This window comes from Cellulomonas algicola (genome assembly GCF_019024305.1).
Lineage (GTDB): Bacteria > Actinomycetota > Actinomycetes > Actinomycetales > Cellulomonadaceae > Cellulomonas > Cellulomonas algicola.
Genome location: NZ_JAHKSJ010000002.1, coordinates 653,408 through 669,258 on the forward strand (window position 1 = coordinate 653,408; position 15,851 = coordinate 669,258).

12 protein-coding genes are annotated in these 15,851 nt (G+C 75.4%); 6 read left to right on the plus strand and 6 right to left on the minus strand.

All coding sequences use genetic code 11. The features are described 5' to 3' along the window. Positions 1 to 5 precede the first annotated feature (5 nt). The gene (locus KOV94_RS02990) at positions 6 to 1,577 is read left to right on the plus strand and encodes a methyltransferase domain-containing protein (RefSeq protein ID WP_218051179.1); all 1,572 of its coding nucleotides are present in this window, start codon (positions 6 to 8) and stop codon (positions 1,575 to 1,577) included. 38 nt (positions 1,578 to 1,615) lie between these two features. On the opposite strand, the gene KOV94_RS02995 is transcribed toward KOV94_RS02990, so the two are convergent. Then, positions 1,616 to 2,314 carry a potassium channel family protein gene (locus KOV94_RS02995; RefSeq protein WP_124343406.1) on the minus strand — a complete coding sequence of 233 codons (699 nt, stop codon included), beginning with the start codon at positions 2,312 to 2,314 and terminating at the stop codon, positions 1,616 to 1,618. Then, positions 2,307 to 3,683: a TrkH family potassium uptake protein gene (locus KOV94_RS03000; RefSeq protein WP_124343405.1), complete on the minus strand. Its 1,377-nt coding sequence runs from the start codon at positions 3,681 to 3,683 to the stop codon at positions 2,307 to 2,309. Before KOV94_RS03000 ends, KOV94_RS02995 begins: the two co-directional genes overlap by 8 nt. A gap of 177 nt (positions 3,684 to 3,860) precedes the next feature. Between KOV94_RS03000 and KOV94_RS03005 the strand changes: the two genes are divergently transcribed. The 4 genes from KOV94_RS03005 to KOV94_RS03020 all read left to right on the plus strand — a co-directional run bounded on the left by KOV94_RS03005 (position 3,861) and on the right by KOV94_RS03020 (position 7,050). Then, complete coding sequence (locus tag KOV94_RS03005; protein ID WP_218051180.1) at positions 3,861 to 5,063, plus strand: acetoin utilization protein AcuC; 1,203 nt, start codon at positions 3,861 to 3,863, stop codon at positions 5,061 to 5,063. 188 nt (positions 5,064 to 5,251) lie between these two features. After that, positions 5,252 to 5,473 carry a helix-turn-helix domain-containing protein gene (locus KOV94_RS03010; RefSeq protein ID WP_124343403.1) on the plus strand — a complete coding sequence of 74 codons (222 nt, stop codon included), beginning with the start codon at positions 5,252 to 5,254 and terminating at the stop codon, positions 5,471 to 5,473. A gap of 176 nt (positions 5,474 to 5,649) precedes the next feature. Beyond that, a complete protein-coding gene (locus tag KOV94_RS03015; protein WP_003792170.1) occupies positions 5,650 to 5,748 on the plus strand; it encodes a 30S ribosomal protein bS22 in 99 nt (32 codons plus the stop codon). Between the two features lie 234 nt (positions 5,749 to 5,982). After that, the gene (locus tag KOV94_RS03020; RefSeq protein ID WP_124343402.1) at positions 5,983 to 7,050 is read left to right on the plus strand and encodes a LacI family DNA-binding transcriptional regulator; all 1,068 of its coding nucleotides are present in this window, start codon (positions 5,983 to 5,985) and stop codon (positions 7,048 to 7,050) included. A 28-nt stretch (positions 7,051 to 7,078) separates the two neighbouring features. Here KOV94_RS03020 and KOV94_RS03025 read toward each other — a convergent pair whose 3' ends face one another. The 3 genes from KOV94_RS03025 to KOV94_RS03035 form a co-directional block, all read right to left on the minus strand. Continuing rightward, positions 7,079 to 7,420 (minus strand): hypothetical protein, encoded by a 342-nt coding sequence (locus KOV94_RS03025; protein ID WP_124343401.1) that lies wholly within the window; start codon positions 7,418 to 7,420, stop codon positions 7,079 to 7,081. A 31-nt stretch (positions 7,421 to 7,451) separates the two neighbouring features. Beyond that, entirely contained in the window at positions 7,452 to 9,425 is a 1,974-nt protein-coding gene (locus tag KOV94_RS03030) for a cysteine peptidase family C39 domain-containing protein (protein ID WP_124343400.1), read from the minus strand. A 140-nt stretch (positions 9,426 to 9,565) separates the two neighbouring features. Beyond that, positions 9,566 to 10,102: a hemerythrin domain-containing protein gene (locus tag KOV94_RS03035; protein WP_235843475.1), complete on the minus strand. Its 537-nt coding sequence runs from the start codon at positions 10,100 to 10,102 to the stop codon at positions 9,566 to 9,568. A gap of 411 nt (positions 10,103 to 10,513) precedes the next feature. On the opposite strand from KOV94_RS03035, the gene KOV94_RS03040 reads away from it, so the two are divergent. After that, entirely contained in the window at positions 10,514 to 15,001 is a 4,488-nt protein-coding gene (locus KOV94_RS03040) for a hypothetical protein (protein ID WP_218051181.1), read from the plus strand. Between the two features lie 18 nt (positions 15,002 to 15,019). Here KOV94_RS03040 and KOV94_RS03045 read toward each other — a convergent pair whose 3' ends face one another. Next, positions 15,020 to 15,844: a YesL family protein gene (locus KOV94_RS03045; protein ID WP_218051182.1), complete on the minus strand. Its 825-nt coding sequence runs from the start codon at positions 15,842 to 15,844 to the stop codon at positions 15,020 to 15,022. Positions 15,845 to 15,851: the final 7 nt, after the last annotated feature.

Below are 15,851 nucleotides of genomic sequence, written 5' to 3' on the forward strand. Positions count from 1 at the left end.
GAACCATGCCCCCGGTCTCGCTCGTCCTCTTCCCGGGACGCCACCACCTCGTCACCGCGTTCCAGGTCGACTACCTGCGCTCCCTGCTCGACGGCCACGAGGTCGACGACGCGGGCCGCCCGATCGAGGTCGCACCGGGCGCCGAGGTCGTGTGGGCGGTCACGTCCGCGACGCACACCGGCACGCGCCGCAACCCGCTGCCCGCGCACCGCCGGGAGTCGCTCGTCGAACGCGTGAGCGTCGCCGCGGACCTGCCCTCGGTCGTCGCCCCGGTCGCCGACGTGCCGCCGTCGGGCCGCTTCGCGAGCACCGTGCTCGCGTCGGTCGAGCTCACGACCGGCCGCCGCCCGACGCCGGAGAACACGGTCGTCGCGTGCTCGACGCCCGAGGTCGCGGCGCTGTACGCCGCTGTCGGCTTCCGCGTCGCACCCGTCGAGGCCGGCGTCACGCCCGCGCCGCCGCGGCCGTGGGACGTGCTCGAGCGCGTGGTCGCGGACGACCCGTCCTGGCGGGACCTCGCGCACCCGCAGACGGTCGCGTTCTACGACCGCTACCGGCTCGCCGACCAGATCCGGCTCATCCATACCGACCCGACCGTCGGCTCGGAGGGCGACCTCACGGAGACGCGCGACTACCGGACCTACACCGCGGCGTTCGACGACGCGTCGGACCGCAAGTGGGCGCAGGTCGCGCCGCACGTCGTGCCGGGCACCGTCGTCGACCTGGGGTGCGCGGCAGGCGGCCTGCTGGAGCGCGCCTCCCGTGACCCGCGGCTCGTCGAGTCCGACCTGTACGGCGTCGACGTGTCCCGGCACCTCGTCGCCGAGGCCGAGCACCGCAAGGCGCAGGGGGTCTTCGCGAACCCCAACGTGTTCTTCGCTCAGCGCAACCTGCTGCGGTCGTCGGTCTTCCCCGAGTCGTCGGTCAGCACCACGATCACCGTGGCGCTCACGCACGAGATCTCGTCCTACGGCAACGGCGTGGCGGACCTGCGCCTGCTGGCCGAGCGGATCTTCCGCCACACCGCCCCGGGCGGCGTGTGGATCAACAGCGACGTCCTCGGCCCCGACGACGGCGACCGCCTCGTCGACCTGGTCCTCGACGGCCCCGTGCGCCCCGACCACGCGGTCGCGGCCGACCTGTCCGGGCGCGACCGCGCCGCGGTGCACGACCACGTCGACGCCCTCACGCCCGCCGAGCGGTTCGTGCAGTTCGCGCACGACTTCCCGGCGCTGTCCGGCGCCGACCTCGCCGTGAAGGCGCAGGTCACCGACGCCGCGACCGCGACCGTCACGCTGCCGCTGCGCGGCGCGATGGAGTTCCTCACGACGCGCGACTACGTCGACTCGTGGCTGTCGGAGTGCCACGAGCGGTTCTGCGACATGACATGGGCCGACTGGGTCGACCTGCTCACGTCCGTCGGCTTCGAGGTCGCCGTCGGCTCGGCCCCGTGGACCAACGACTGGCTCGTCGAGAACCGCCTCTCGGTCGGCGCCACGCTCCGCGACCCGGCGACGGGCGGCCCCGTCCCGTGGCCCGTCACGCACCTGCTGATGGTCGCGCGCAAGCCCCGCTGACCCCGCCGGCACCGGCGCGCCACCGGCGGCGACGTCGGTCAGGGGCGTGCGGCGAAGCGCTCCAGCAGCTCGGCGTGGCCGGACACGATGATGATGTCGTTCTGCGAGATCCGGGTCTCGGGCGTCGCGTAGACGAAGTCGATGCCCGGGCTCTTCACGCCGATGACCGTCACGCCGTAGCGCTCGCGGATGTTGGACTGCGCGAGCGTGAAGCCCTGCGTCTCCTTCGGCGGGCGCATCTTCACGACGGTGAACCCGTCCTCGACCTCGATGTAGTCGAGCAGCTTGCCGGACACCAGGTGCGCCACGCGCGAGCCGGCGTCGGCCTCGGGGAGGATCACGTGGTGCGCGCCGATGCGCTGCAGGATGCGCGCGTGCTCGGCCGAGATCGCCTTGGCCCAGATCTGCGGGATGCCCATGTCGACGAGGTTCCCGGCGATGAGCACCGACGCCTCGATGTAGGACCCGACGCCGACGACGGCGACGGGGAAGTCGCGCGCGCCGAGCTGCTCGAGCGCCTCGGGGTTGGTGGCGTCGGCCTCGACGAGCGGCACGCGTCCCGCCCACTGGACGACGAGGTCGGGGTCCCGCTCGACGGCGAGCACGTCCTGGCCGAGCCGGTCCAGGGTGGCGGCGATCGCGGACCCGAACCGGCCGAGCCCGATGACGAGGACGCCCGCGTCCTTCTTGGACCCGCGCCCGGTGGTGCGGGCGGTGTCCCGCGAGGTGTCAGCCAATGATCGGCCTTTCTTCCGGCAGCCGGATGACCCGACGACGGTTGCGCAGCGCGAGCGCCGCCGCAAGCGTCATCGTGCCGGTCCGGCCGATGAACATGAGCACGGTGAGCACGTACTTCCCGGCGTCGGGCAGGTCCGTCGTGATGCCGGTGGACAGGCCGCACGTGGCGAACGCCGAGATGGTCTCGAAGAGGATGACGTCGAGCGCCTCGCCGGTGATCGCGAGCAGCAGCAGCGACGCGACGAGCACGAACGTCGCGGAGATGAAGGACACCGCGATCGCGACCTGCAGCGCCTCGCGCGGTATGCGCCGGCCGTAGGCCTCGACGTCGCGGTCGCCACGCGCCTCGGCGACGATCGCGAGCAGCATGACGGCGAGCGTCGTGACCTTGATGCCGCCCGCGGTCGACGCGGAGCCGCCGCCGACGAACATGAGCGCGTCCATGAGCAGCCACGTGCCCTCGTGCATCTCGGCGATGTCGAACGTCGTGAAGCCGCCCGAGCGGGGCATGACGCCCGCGAACAGCGACGCGAGGAACGTCGCGCTCGGGTCGAGCCCGCCGAACGTCTCGGGGTTGGTCCACTCGAACGCGGCGACGATGAGCGACCCGAACACCACGAGCGCGACGCTCGTGGTGAGCGTGAGCTTCGAGTGCAGGTTCCAGCGCCGCGGTCGGCGCAGGCTGCCGGCGATGTTGAGGATGACGGGGAAGCCGAGCGAGCCGACGAAGACGCCGACGATGATCGGCAGCAGGACCCACCAGTCGGACGCGTAGGGGAACAGCCCGTCGGGCGTCGGCACGAAGCCCGCGTTGTTGAACGAGGAGACGCCGTAGAAGATCGCGTGCCAGGCGGCCTCGCCCCACGACTCGTCGTACATGTGGAAGCGCGGCAGCAGGATCAGCGCGATCGCGACCTCGAACGCCGTCGACGTGATGATGACCGTGTTGACCAGCGAGCCGACCTCGCCGAGCCGCGTGAACTTCGTCTCCGACGACACCAGCAGCCGCTGCGTGAGGCCGAGGCGCCGGCTCACCGCGAGGCCGAGCAGCGACGCGAGCGTCATGACGCCCAGGCCGCCGATCTTGATCGCCACGAGGATGACGACGAGCCCCCACGTCGACCAGTACTCGCCGGTCGGCACGGTGACGAGGCCGGTCACGGTCGTCGCGGACGTCGCCGTGAAGAGCGCGTCGGCGAACGGCGCCTGCTCGCCCGACGTGGTGGCCCACGGCGCGAGGAGGAGCGCGGTGATGAGCGCGATGACCGACCCGAACACGCCGAGCGCGAGCCGTGCGGGCGACTGGCGTGCGGCTCGGTCGACGAGCTCGCGCACGTGCCACCTCATGCCCGGCCCGCCCCGCGCCATCGAACCTCCGCCTCGTGCCCACCGGCGCCCGCCGGACGGGCCCATGCTGGCACGCCGGACGGCCCTGCTCGACACGTGCCCGCGCGTGCCGCGGCTGTCGCCCGGCCGGACCTGCCCCGCGCCCACGCCGGGCGGGTCGGATCGACACGGACGGGCGGCGGGTGCGACGGTGTCCGCATGACGTCGCGGGGGCTGCACCCACCCGTCCAGGCCCGGGTGGTGTGGTCCGCCGACATGCTCGCCTACGACTTCGGCCACGGGCACCCGATGACCTCCGAGCGCGTCGAGCTGACGATCCGCCTGGCCGAGGCGCTGGACCTGCTCGGCGGCCCCGAGGTCGACCTCGTCGACGCACCGCCCGCCGGCGACGCGCTGCTCCTCACGGTGCACGAGCCCGAGTACGTCGCCGCGGTCAGAGCGGCCTCCGAGCACGGGACCCGGGACCCGGTGCGCGGCCTCGGCACGACGGACGACCCGGTGTTCCCCCGCATGCACGAGGCCGCGGCGCGCGTCGTGACGGGGACGGTCGAGTCGGCGCTCGCCGTGTGGGAGGGCCGTGCCGAGCACGCCGTGAACGTCACGGGCGGCCTGCACCACGCGATGCCGGGTGCGGCGTCGGGGTTCTGCGTGTACAACGACGCGGCGGTCGCGATCCGGTCGCTGCTCGCGGCGGGCGCGACGCGCGTCGCGTACGTGGACGTCGACGCGCACCACGGCGACGGCGTCCAGACGGTCTTCTGGGACGACCCGCGCGTGCTGACGATCTCGGTGCACGAGAGCGGCGCGGGCCTGTTCCCGGGCACGGGGTTCGCACGCGAGATCGGCGGCGCGGACGCGATGGGGTCGGTCGTCAACGTCGCGCTCCCCGCGGGGACCGGCGACACGGGCTGGCTGCGGGCGATCGACGCGATCGTGCCCGCGGCGGTGCGGGAGTTCCGCCCCGACGTGCTCGTGACGCAGCACGGCTGCGACTCGCACCTCATGGACCCGCTCACGCACCTGCGCGTCTCGGTCGACGGCCAGCGCGTGGCCGCGGAGCTGCTGCACGACCTCGCGCACGAGGTCGCGGGCGGCCGGTGGGTCGCGCTCGGCGGCGGTGGGTACGCGGTGCTGGACGTGGTGCCGCGGTCGTGGACGCACCTGCTCGGCATCGCGGCGCACCGGCCGGTCGAGCCCGGGACCGACGTCCCGGCGGCGTGGCGCGAGCTGGTCCGCGACCGCTACGGCCGCCTCGGCCCCGAGCGGATGACCGACGGCCGGCCCGTGCGCTTGCGTCCGTGGTCGGGGGGCTACGACCCGGCCGACGACGTCGACCGGGCGATCCGGGCGACGCGCGCCGCCGTCTTCCCGTGCTGGGGTCTCGACCCGGACCTCGACTGAGCCGCGACCTCGGCCGACGCGCGGCCGACGCCAGCCCGCGCTGCGCCGACCGGGTGGGGACCGGACGGGGGAGTCCCAGGCGTCTCCTCTTTCACACCAGTCCCAGGCGGCACTATCGTGGTCCGGCACCCGAGAGGGGAAGCGCGAGAGCCCGGCGCGTGGCCGAGCAGGACGAGAGAGCCGAGCCGATGAGCGACCAGCCGGGCCGCACGCGATTCCTCACCGTGGTCGAGGTCGCCGACGTCATGCGCGTCTCCAAGATGACCGTCTACCGGCTGCTGCACTCGGGGGAGCTCCCGGCGGTGCGCGTCGGCCGCTCGTTCCGGGTCCCGCAGGACGCGCTCGACCACTACCTGCGCACGGCGCGCGTGGAGCCCGAGCAGCAGGACCACGGCCGCCTCTCGTCCTGACGTCGGGGCACCCGGGGGACGGCGCGTCGCGGCGAGGGCCGTCGATCGCGTAAGGTAGTGCCTCGGACTTTCCCGTGCGTGGGCTCGCGGCCTCTGGCCGATGGACGGCACCGCGCGTCGATCGACCACCAGCAGGGCCCGTGCCGGGCCCACACCCGGAAGCGAGTTGAGGACCCATGGGCTCCGTCATCAAGAAGCGCCGCAAGCGGATGGCCAAGAAGAAGCACCGCAAGCTGCTGCGCAAGACGCGTCACCAGCGTCGCAACAAGAAGTGACCCTCCGCCGGCGTCGTCCTTCCCGGACGTCGTCGGCGCGACCGGCCTGACGGCCGGACATCCTCGGGCCCGGCACGCGCCGGGCCCGACGTGTTTCCCCGACCTGACCTGCCCTCCCGCTTTCGTACAACGATGTACGATGCCAGTGCGCAGGTGTCGCAGGTGACACCGCGCGTCGCTCTGCCACTATCGGTGAGGCGAGGTCGGGAGCGACGTGGTGCACGGGAGGCACGCATGAGCAGGCGCACGGGTGCGGTGACGATGCACGACGTCGCCGCGCGGGCGGGCGTGTCGATCAAGACCGTCTCGAACGTCCTCAACGGCTACCAGTACATCCGGCCCGCGACCAAGGAGAAGGTCGAGACCGCGATCGCCGACCTCGGCTACCAGGTCAACCTCACGGCCCGGAACCTCCGTCGCGGTCGCACGGGCCTCATCGGGCTCGCCGTCCCCGAGCTCTCCCTGCCGTACTTCGCCGAGCTCGCCGACTCCGTCATCCGCGCCGCCGAGGCGCGCGGGCTCACCGTGCTCATCGAGCAGACCGGCTCGGTGCGCGAGCGCGAGCTCGAGGTCCTCACCGGCCAGCGCCGGCACCTCACCGACGGGCTGATCTTCTCCCCGCTCGAGCTCGGCCCGCAGGACGTCGACGCGCTCGACGTCGACTACCCGATGGTCCTGCTCGGCGAGCGCATCTTCGGCGGCCCCGCCGACCACGTGACGATGAGCAACGTCGACGGTGCCAAGGCCGCCGTCCGGCACCTGCTCGACCAGGGTCGTCGTCGCATCGCGGTCGTCGGCGCGCACGAGGGCGAGACCGTCGGCTCCGCGGCGCTGCGCATGCAGGGCTACCGCGAGGCGCTCGAGGACGCCGGGCTCGGCGTCGACCCCGCGCTCATCGGCGAGGCCGGTCTGTGGCACCGCGCGACCGGTGCCGAGGCCATGCACCGCCTGCTCGACTCGGGCGTCGAGCTCGACGCCGTCTTCGGGCTCAACGACGCGCTGGCCCTCGGCGCCCTGCACGCGCTGCACGCGCGCCGCATCGACGTGCCGGAGCAGATCGCCGTCATCGGCTGGGACGACATCGAGGAGACGGCCTACTCGTCGCCCACGCTGTCGACCGTCTCGCCCGGCCGCGAGCAGATCGCCCGGACCGCGGTCGACCTGCTGCTCGCACGCATCGACGACCCCGACTCCGACCGCCCGTACGAGCGGGTGATCGCCGACTTCACGATCGTCGGCCGCGAGTCGACCCTCGGCGACGCCGCTCCCGAGGTCGCCCCCCTGGTCGCCGTCGCCCGCTGAGCTGATCTCTCCCGGGCCGCCTCGGGGGTCAGGGCGCGCCGGTCGCCCCGACGCGGTACGTCGTCGTGCCCCGACGGATCTCGACCGACCGGACCGCGGTGAGCACCGCCGAGCCCGCGTCCTCGTCGACGACCGCCTCGACCACGGCCGCGTCGCGATAGGCGTACCGCCCGCCGCCCGCCGCCGGCACGGCGGGCAGCAGCAGGTCCAGCAGCCCGGGGTCGTGGATGTCGACGCGCGCGGTCGCCGCGTCGCCCTCGAGGTGGGCCGTCGCCGCCCCGACCTCGAGCGTCCCGACGACGACGACGGCACTGCCTCGCAGCTCGGCGGCGCGCGCGAGGACCTCGGCGGGTGTCAGGGCGTCGGGCACGTCGCGCTCCTCGTCAGGTCGAGCGTGCTGGTCAGAACGAGTAGTTGATCATGATGGCTTGACCGGTGAACTTCTTCGTGAACGAGTCGAGGAGCTCGAAGTACTGCGTGCCCCACGGGTTGCGAACGGCCACCACCTGCTGGCCGAGCCGCGTCGTGACCCCGTCGACGACGACGTAGTGGAACGCGTGCGACGAGCCGGGCGGCATCCGGATGAGCGCGATCGCCGGGTTGCCGCCGGCCGCGGACGACGTCGCGGCGCCGAGGTCGCCGACCGTCGCGGTCAGGTTCATCCTCGCGTCGATGTGGTGCCGCTGCACGAGGCTCAGCAGGTCGGAGATGTACATGCCGTCGGGCCCCGCCGACTTGACCAGCTCGGCCATGTCGTGCGGCTGCCCCATGGTCTCGATCGCCATGCCCGCCGACACCGGCCCGCACGTCGGGTCCTGCCCCTGCGAGTACACCGGCCGGGACGGGCTGCCGGTCCGCGGCGCGGTCCCGTCCTCGCGGAAGCCGCGCGGGACGGCGGGCTCGGCGGGCGCAGGAGGCTCGGGAACGGGGCCCGGCGCGTCCGGTCCAGGGCCGGGCGGCTCCGGGCCGGGCGTCTCCGGCGCAGGGCCGGGAGTGTCCGGCGTGGGCGACGGGGTGGTCGGCGACGTGGTGGGCGTGGTCGGCGTCTCGGGCTCGGTCCCTCCGGGCCGCGGACCTCCACCGCGAGCGCCCATGATCTCGTCGGCGCGCGCGAGCACGTCGTCGGTCTCCCGCAGCACCGCGGCGGCCGGGTCGTCGGCGGACGACACCGCGCCCCGCAAGCCGTCCGCTGACCCGCGCAGCCCGCTGACCAGCGACGCCATCGTCAGCGCTGTCCGGGCGAACCCGTAGATCGCGGTGGCGCTCTGCACCATGTCCACGTAGCGGAGGAAGGTCCGGCCGGTGTCGCCGTGGCGCTCGACGATCTCTCCGCGGTGCTCCGCCACGACGGACGCGATCGTGCCGAGCGCCAGCGCGGCCCGGTCCGCCCAGAGCAGCACCCGGGCGGTCATCGACGCCTCGATGCCGAGCCCGGCGAGCGAGCCGGTGCCGAGCGTGAGCCCGATGCCCGCGACCTCGGCGATCTTCGTGAGCGTGCGGGTGTCGGCCTCGTTCGAGAGCTGGAGCAGGATGAGCGCGGGCCGGTGGACGAGCGTGCCGCCCAGGTCGTACAGGCGCACGCCGACGATCTCGTCCTCCGGCAGCTCGATCCCCGAGATGAAGACGTCGAGCGGGAGCGTCCGGGTCTCCTCGGCGAACATCTCGTCGTACTGCACCCGGACGGGCTGCTTGACCCAGATGCGCCCCTCGGGCCGCCGCTCGGCCTGGATGATCGCGTCGCTCATCACCGTGATCCCCGGCAGCCGGAACGGGAACACCTTGGCCGTCGCGAGCGCCTGCTCGAACGACTCAGGCGACCGGGTCGCTCCCTTGGTCCGCAGCAGGCGGTCCGCCTGCTGCTGCTCGTCGTCGCCGACGCTGCCGGACGTGAGCTCGTCGAACATGCGGTCCACGAGCCGTCGGCCGTCCTCCGAGGCGACGAGGACCCCGAGGGCCGCGTCGTCGAGGGCGGTGCAGATCGCGAGCGCGACGTCGTCGCGGTCCGTCGACCACAGCTCGTCGAGGACGCTCTGCACGAACGTGGCGTCCCCGCCGCGCGCGCGGGTCGCGAGGTCGGCGCCGAGGGCCGTCTCGTCGAGCGCGCCGAGCGAGGTCCTGGTGGCGATCAGGTCCGCGGCGGGGGACCGCTGGACGAGCGTCGACGCCGTGTGCGCGAGCCCGGCGACCCACCGTGCGACGGCCGCGTTGCCGGCGCCGTGCTGGAGCTGCACCACGTGCGACGCGCTCGCACCGGCACCGACGAGCACCGGTCCGGGCCGCGCACGCTGACCAGCGTGCTCGGGCGACGGGGGACGGGTCGACGGCGGAGTGCGTGCGGCGGCGTCCTCCCGGTCGACGAGTCGCGGCTCCGTCATGGGCCGACCTCCGGGTGCAGGCGGACCGTCCTCAGCCTGGCCGTCCCTCCGGTGCGGGCACAAGGTCGGCGGACCTCGCGCGGGGGAGGTCTGCCCTTCGGGGCAAGGGCGCTCGACGACGTCGGGACGGACTCGTCCGTTCAGGCGAGAGGGCCGTAGAGCTCGTGGGGCTCCGGGACGTCGCCCGGGTCGAGCGCGTCGAGCAGCGGCAGGACGCGGCGTTCCTCGAAGCGGAAGTGCGACTCCATGATCGCGGCGACGCCCTCCAGGTGCCGCGCGCGCTCGTCGGCGTCGGCGCCCGAGCGGATCGCCTCGCGCAGCGAGCCGAGGAGGTGGTCGATCATGCGGTGGTCCTGACGGAGCTGCCCGACGACCGGCGCCAGGTCGGGGTGCGCGCGCAGCAGGAGGGGGAACAGGCGGTCGTCCTCGCTGCGGTGGTGGCCCTCGAGCGCCGCGCAGAACCCCCAGCAGTAGAGGAGGGGGTCGCGGGCGGGGTCGGCGTCGAGGTCGTCGGGGTCGGCGTCCAGCGCCAGGTCGAGCGCCGCCCGCAGGCGTCGGTGCACCTCGCGGAGCTCGTCGGCGAGCGCGCGGGCGCGGGCGGTGTCAGGGGTGGGTGTCGTGATGGCGGTGTCTCCCGCTCGGGCGCCTCCATGCCTGACGCGGTCCGCCACCGGCACGCGACGCTCCGCCGACCGTAGCCGGACCCGGGGTCTGCCCGAAAGGGCACGGTCCGGCGGCTCGCCTGTCGAGGACCGTCGCCCCGGGTGACGATGAGCGGCATGGGGGCAGGTGGAACGACCCGCGCGCCGGGGCCGAGACCCACGACCGCCGTGCCCGGGCTGTCCGGGCCGCACCGTCGACCCGTCCCGCCACCGACCACCGCGTCACGTCCGACCACCGCGTCACGTCGTCAGACGCCCGCCACGTCAGCGCCCGTCGGGTCGGCCGCCCTGGTGGCCCTGCAACGCGCCGCGGGCAACCGCGCGGTGTCCGCCATGCTCGCGCGGGACGCGTCGGCGGCACCCGCCCTCGCTCCGGTGACGGATCCGGTGACCGCCCGGTCGACCCGTCCGGCGACGGTACCGGCCGTGACCGTGCAGCGGTGGTACACGAACGACCGGACGTGGGACCCCGTCGAGCCGACGACCGGCCAGGGCACCAAGGTCGACGCGATCGTCGGTCCGGGGCACGTCTACGGGTCGGGGCCGGGGACGCAGGTCGGGTTCCGCCCGTACGACTACACGCGGCTGTTCTCGGCCGCCACGGTCGGCCTGACGTACTGCCAGGGGCACCTGCTCAACGACAACCTGGGCGGTCCGGGCAAGCCGACCGCGCCGCACGCGGCGGAGAACCTCACGGCGTTCCCGCAGAAGCCGACGAACGGCGACCACAACAAGGGCATCGAGGAGTGGGTCAAGGCGGCGGCGAAGTCGTCGTGGTTCCGCTACGTCGTGACGATCGGCTACGGCACCGACTCGGCGGCGCGCCTGCGGCACCGGCTCGGTCCCGGCAACCTCGCGCTGGCGACGCAGGCCGGCATCGCCCCGACGGCGACCACGTTCACGTACGCGTCGTCGCTCTACGCCCAGTGGGAGGAGTTGGACGCCAGCCTCGCCGCCACGAACGCCGCACCGGTCGTGAAGGTGGGCGGCATCAGCGGCAGCCTGTCGCTGGCGATCCCGAGCCCCATGACCTTCGCCAAGGTCGCGACGCGGGCGCAGGAGTACCCGATCGCCAAGGTGACGTGGACGCACCTGCCGAAGTTCAAGGGACACCAGACCGGCTCGTGGACGGGCACCCTGCCGCCCGGCGGTGCGGCGACGGCACCGCCCAACCCCGCGCGGACGCACGTCCGGGCCGAGCGGTGGCGCGGCAGCGACGAGGCGCAGGCGGGCACCCCGGCCGACGCGACGGGCAACGCGGTCTACCAGGCCGGGTACACGCACTACGGCGAGGGGGTCACGGACTCGCGCGCCGGAGCGGTGTCGGCGACGCGGTTCGGTCGTGGCTACCTCCTGGGCTACCAGGACTTCGACGCGGGGATCGAGCACGGCAAGAAGAACCCGCTCGCGTCGCCGCCGGTCACCACGCAGGCGGCGATCGACGGTCACACCGAGCTCTGGGCCGGCGTCGCGAAGGGCAGGTCGCAGCTGCTCGCCGCTCCGCCGGTCGGCAACCGCGCCGAGATCGCCGGTCACGCGGAGTACTGGGAGGGCGTCGCGCACGCGCGCAGCCACGCGAAGGCGAGCCCGCCCGCAGGCAAGGCGGCGCAGAAGGCAGGCCACGACGACTACTGGGCGGGCGTCGAGCACGCGCAGAAGTCGGCGAAGGGCACGCCCCCGGTCGGCAACCTCGCGCAGAAGGAGGCGCACGACGCCTACTGGGACGCCGCCGAGAAGGTGACGGCGGACCCGTCGGTCGCCGCGCCGACGATCCAGGCCGGCCTGACGGCGCACACGGAGGTCCTGGAGACCGTGGCGTTCGCGCGGGCGAACGTCCGCACGGCGGCGATCGCGACCCCGACCCTCGTCCGGACCGCGGTATGGGCCGCGTACTGGGCGGGCGTCGACCTGGCGCGGGCGTCGGCACCGCCGACCGCCTGCGCCGGCACGGACGCGGTCGCCAAGGCCGGGTTCGACGACTACCGCGCCGGGTCGGCGCAGGCGAGCAAGGACCTCGCGTCGCTCACGGGCGCCGCACCGGCCGGCGGCGGCGCCTCGGAGGGGTTCGGGGACTACCGGTCGGGCGTCGAGGCCGGGGTCGACGGCCAGGCCGCGGACGCCGCGCGCCCTGCGCACGTGCGCGGATGGACCGACGGTTCCGAGGGCGTGGCCGAGGGTGCGGCGACGACGGCGCCCTCCCGCGCGGAGGGCGGTTACGCGAGCGGGCACCTCTACGGGCAGGGCGCCGCGGCCGCGCGGGCGGGCACGCCCGCACCGACCGGTGCGACGACCGAGGACACGCTCGCCGCGGCGGGGCACGCCGACTACCGCACGGGCGTCGAGGCGGCACGGACCGACCGGAAGGCCGCGAAGCCCACCGCCCGCGGGTCCGCGCTGGGTTTCGACGAGTTCGTCGCCGGCATCACGACCGCGCAGGCCGGCCTGCGCGCCGGTCCCGCGCCGACGGGCAGCGAGGCGACGACGGCGGCGTGGACCGAGTACTGGCGCGGCGTCGACCAGGCGCTCGCGGCACCGTGGGGCACCCCGTTCGCCGGGAAGGGGTCGGCCGAGCAGGCGGGCCACGACGACTACCGGTCGGGCGCCGAAGCGGCGCGTGCGAGCATCGCGGCACTCACGGGCGCGGCTCCCGCGACGGGCGGCGCGGCGGCCGGGTTCGCCGACTACCGCGACGGCGTCGAGGACCGGAAGGCCGGCGGGACGGCCGACGCGACGCGCAGCGCGCAGGCCCGCGGCTGGGCGGACTGCGGCGACGGGATGGCCGAGGCCGCCACGGCGACGCCCCCGACGCGCGGCGAGGGCGGGTTCGCGAGCGGGTACCTGTACGGGCACGGCGAGATGACGGCACGCGCGGGCGGCCCGGCGCCGGCGGGCGCGGCGGCGGAGGACGTGGTGGCGGGCGTCGGCCACGCGGACTACGGCGCGGGGGTCGACGCGGCGCGCGCGGACCGGACCGGCCCGAAGCCGACGCGCGCGGCTGCCGCCCGCGGGTTCGACGAGTTCGTCGCGGGCCTCGCGGCGGCGCAGTCCGGGGTCCGCACCGGCACCGCCCCCGCGGGCAGCCGCGCGAGCGCGGCGGGCTGGGCCGAGTACTGGCAGGGCGTCGACGCGGCCCGCACCGCCGCCTGGGGCACGCCGTACGCGGGCGCGAGCTCCGCGGAGCGCGCGGGGCACGACGACTACCGCGCGGGCGCGACCCTGGCCCGCACCGACCTGCCGACGATGACCGGCGCCGAGCCGGCCGGCGGCGGACGGCGCGAGGGGTTCGGCGACTACCGCGAGGGCGTGGCGCACGCGGTCGACGGGCTCGTCGCCGACGCGACCCGGTCGGCGCACGCCCGCGGCTGGGCGGACTGCACCGAGGGTGTCGCCGAGGGGCAGACCGGATCGGCACCGTCGCGGACCGAGGGCGGGTTCACCAGCGGTCACCTCTACGGGCAGGGTGCGACGACGGCCCGGGCGGGCGGTGCGGCCCCGACCGCGACGGCGACCCCGCAGGACGCGCTCGCCGCCGCGGGGCACGCGCACTACGGCGTCGGCCTGGCGGCTGCGCGGGCGGACCGCGGCGCGACGCCGCCGACGGCTCCCGGGGCGCGGCTCGGGTTCGCCGAGTTCGTCGACGGCGTCGACCGTGCCCGTGCGGGTGCGCGCACCGCGCCGCCGGCCGCGGGCAGCGAGGCGCGGACCGCGGGGTGGACCGAGTACTGGCGGGGCACCGACCTCGCCCGGACCGCCGCGTGGGGGACCGGCTATGAGGGCGCGAGCTCGGCGGAGGCCGCCGGGCACGCCGACTACCGGGCGGGGACCGAGGAGGCCCGGGCGGGCCTGGCGGGCCTCACGGGGCCGCGACCGGCGGGCGGCGGCGAGGGCGTCGGCTTCGACGACTACCGCGCGGGCGTCGAGGACCGGAAGGCGGGCACCGGCGCGGACGCGGCACGCAGCGGGCACGCGCTCGGGTGGCAGGACTGCGGCGCAGGCGTCACCGCGGGGAGCGCCTCGGTGGACGCAGCGCCCGCGCAGACCGAGGGCGGCTTCGTCAGCGGGTACCTCTACGGCCAGGGCGCCGCGCGGGCGCACGCCGGGCACGCCGACGTCCCCGGCCCGACGGCGTCCGACACGATCCGCAGCACGGGTCACGCGGGCTACACGGCGGGCCGTGACGCCGCGCGGCTGGACCTCGGTGCGCCGCCCGCGCGGCTCGCGGACCGGACCGCGTTCGACGAGTACGCGGGTGCGCTCGCGGCCGCCCGGACGGCTCCGCGCCGGCAGGCGGCCGTCGGGGCGTCCGCGAACGCCGCCGTCACCGACTACTGGGACGGCGTCGACGCCGCCCGCGCGCAGCCGCACACCGTCGCGGTCGCGACCGCGACGACCGCCGCCGCGCGCGGCGTGGCCGACTACCGGAACGGCGTCCTGCACGCCGTCGCCGCCCCGGCCGGCACGCAGCCACCGGCGACGACGGCCGCGGCGGAGGGGGCCGCGGACTACTGGGCGGGCGAGGCCCACGCGGTCGGCAACGTGGCGGCGCCGGGTGGTCCCGCGGCGGGTGCCAGCGCGTTCCAGGAGTTCGACGGCGGCCGGGCGTTCGCGCGGGCCAGCATCCCGCAGCTCCAGGGGCCGCCACCGTTCGGACGCGTCGCGGCACGAGGCTTCGCGGAGTACGCGGCCGGGGTGGCGGCGCGGTCGGCAGGACCCGGCAACCAGCCCGCGCGGGTCGCGTTCAGCGAGGGGTGGACGGACTTCGACGCGGGCGAGAACGACGCCAGGGCCGGTGCGGTCGTCCCCGCGCAGCAGGACAGCGGGTACCTGCTCGGCTTCCAGGCGGCGAACCCGGCGCCCCTCAAGCGCGGGGGCAGCGACCTCGACCGGGACACCACGAAGAAGATCCGCGCGTGAGCGGACCCCGCGTCGCGGTCAGGCGCCGCGCGCGTCCAGGGCGCCGAGGCGGCGGTCGACGAGCCAGCCGCCCGCGAGCAGCGGGAGCGCGATCCCGACGAGGGGCGCGAGCACGGGCAGCGCGAGGACGGACACCGTGCACGCCGCGACGACCACCAGCACGGCCAGCGACGTGCCGGGCGACAGCAGCGGGAACAGCGCGGCGAACCGCCAGGTCCGGGGGAGGGTCTCGTCGTACCGACGCGCGACCGCGACCAGCGTGAGCAGCGCGACGCAGAACCACGCGCCGAGCGCGAGCACCCCGGCGGCGAGCACCGCGGCGAGGGGACCGTCGACGAACCGCACGACGGCGGCGTCGACGGACAGCAGCGCGCCGACCGGCCACACGGGCGCACCGAGCAGGTTCGTCCGACGCCAGCCGGACCGGTAGGCGGACCAGAAGTCGTGCCACAGGTGGTCGGAGGGGTGTCCGTCGGCGAGCCGGGCGAGGAGGCGGCCGCCCGCGACGAGCGCGGGGAGCAGGCCGAGCACGACCAGCCCGGCGAGCGTGCCGAGCAGGACGAGCGCGTTGACGCCGACGACGTGCGTCGCGACGCGCAGGACGCCCATGACGCGGCCGGCCCAGCCGCCGACCTCGCCGTCGGTCGAACCGCTGGTCGAGCCGTGGCTCGAGCCGTCGGTCGCGCGTTCCGTCGAGCCGCCCGACGAGCCGTCCGTCGACCCCGCGGAGCGCCCCGCGGGGTCGACGGGGTCGGCGGCCGTGCCGGTCGTGCGCGCGTCGTCGCCCCGCGGACGCGCGGTGAGCGCGCGGCGGGCCTCGGCGTCGCGGTCGTCGACGGGCACGGCGGTC

What these genes read in the sequence shown, in the direction of transcription:
- KOV94_RS02990 (WP_218051179.1), top strand. Translation starts at nt 6, where the DNA reads ATGCCCCCGGTCTCGCTCGTCCTCTTCCCGGGACGCCACCACCTCGTC.
- KOV94_RS03000 (WP_124343405.1), bottom strand. Translation starts at nt 3,683, where the DNA reads ATGGCGCGGGGCGGGCCGGGCATGAGGTGGCACGTGCGCGAGCTCGTC.
- KOV94_RS03005 (WP_218051180.1), top strand. Translation starts at nt 3,861, where the DNA reads ATGACGTCGCGGGGGCTGCACCCACCCGTCCAGGCCCGGGTGGTGTGG.
- KOV94_RS03010 (WP_124343403.1), top strand. Translation starts at nt 5,252, where the DNA reads ATGAGCGACCAGCCGGGCCGCACGCGATTCCTCACCGTGGTCGAGGTC.
- KOV94_RS03015 (WP_003792170.1), top strand. Translation starts at nt 5,650, where the DNA reads ATGGGCTCCGTCATCAAGAAGCGCCGCAAGCGGATGGCCAAGAAGAAG.
- KOV94_RS03020 (WP_124343402.1), top strand. Translation starts at nt 5,983, where the DNA reads ATGAGCAGGCGCACGGGTGCGGTGACGATGCACGACGTCGCCGCGCGG.
- KOV94_RS03030 (WP_124343400.1), bottom strand. Translation starts at nt 9,425, where the DNA reads ATGACGGAGCCGCGACTCGTCGACCGGGAGGACGCCGCCGCACGCACT.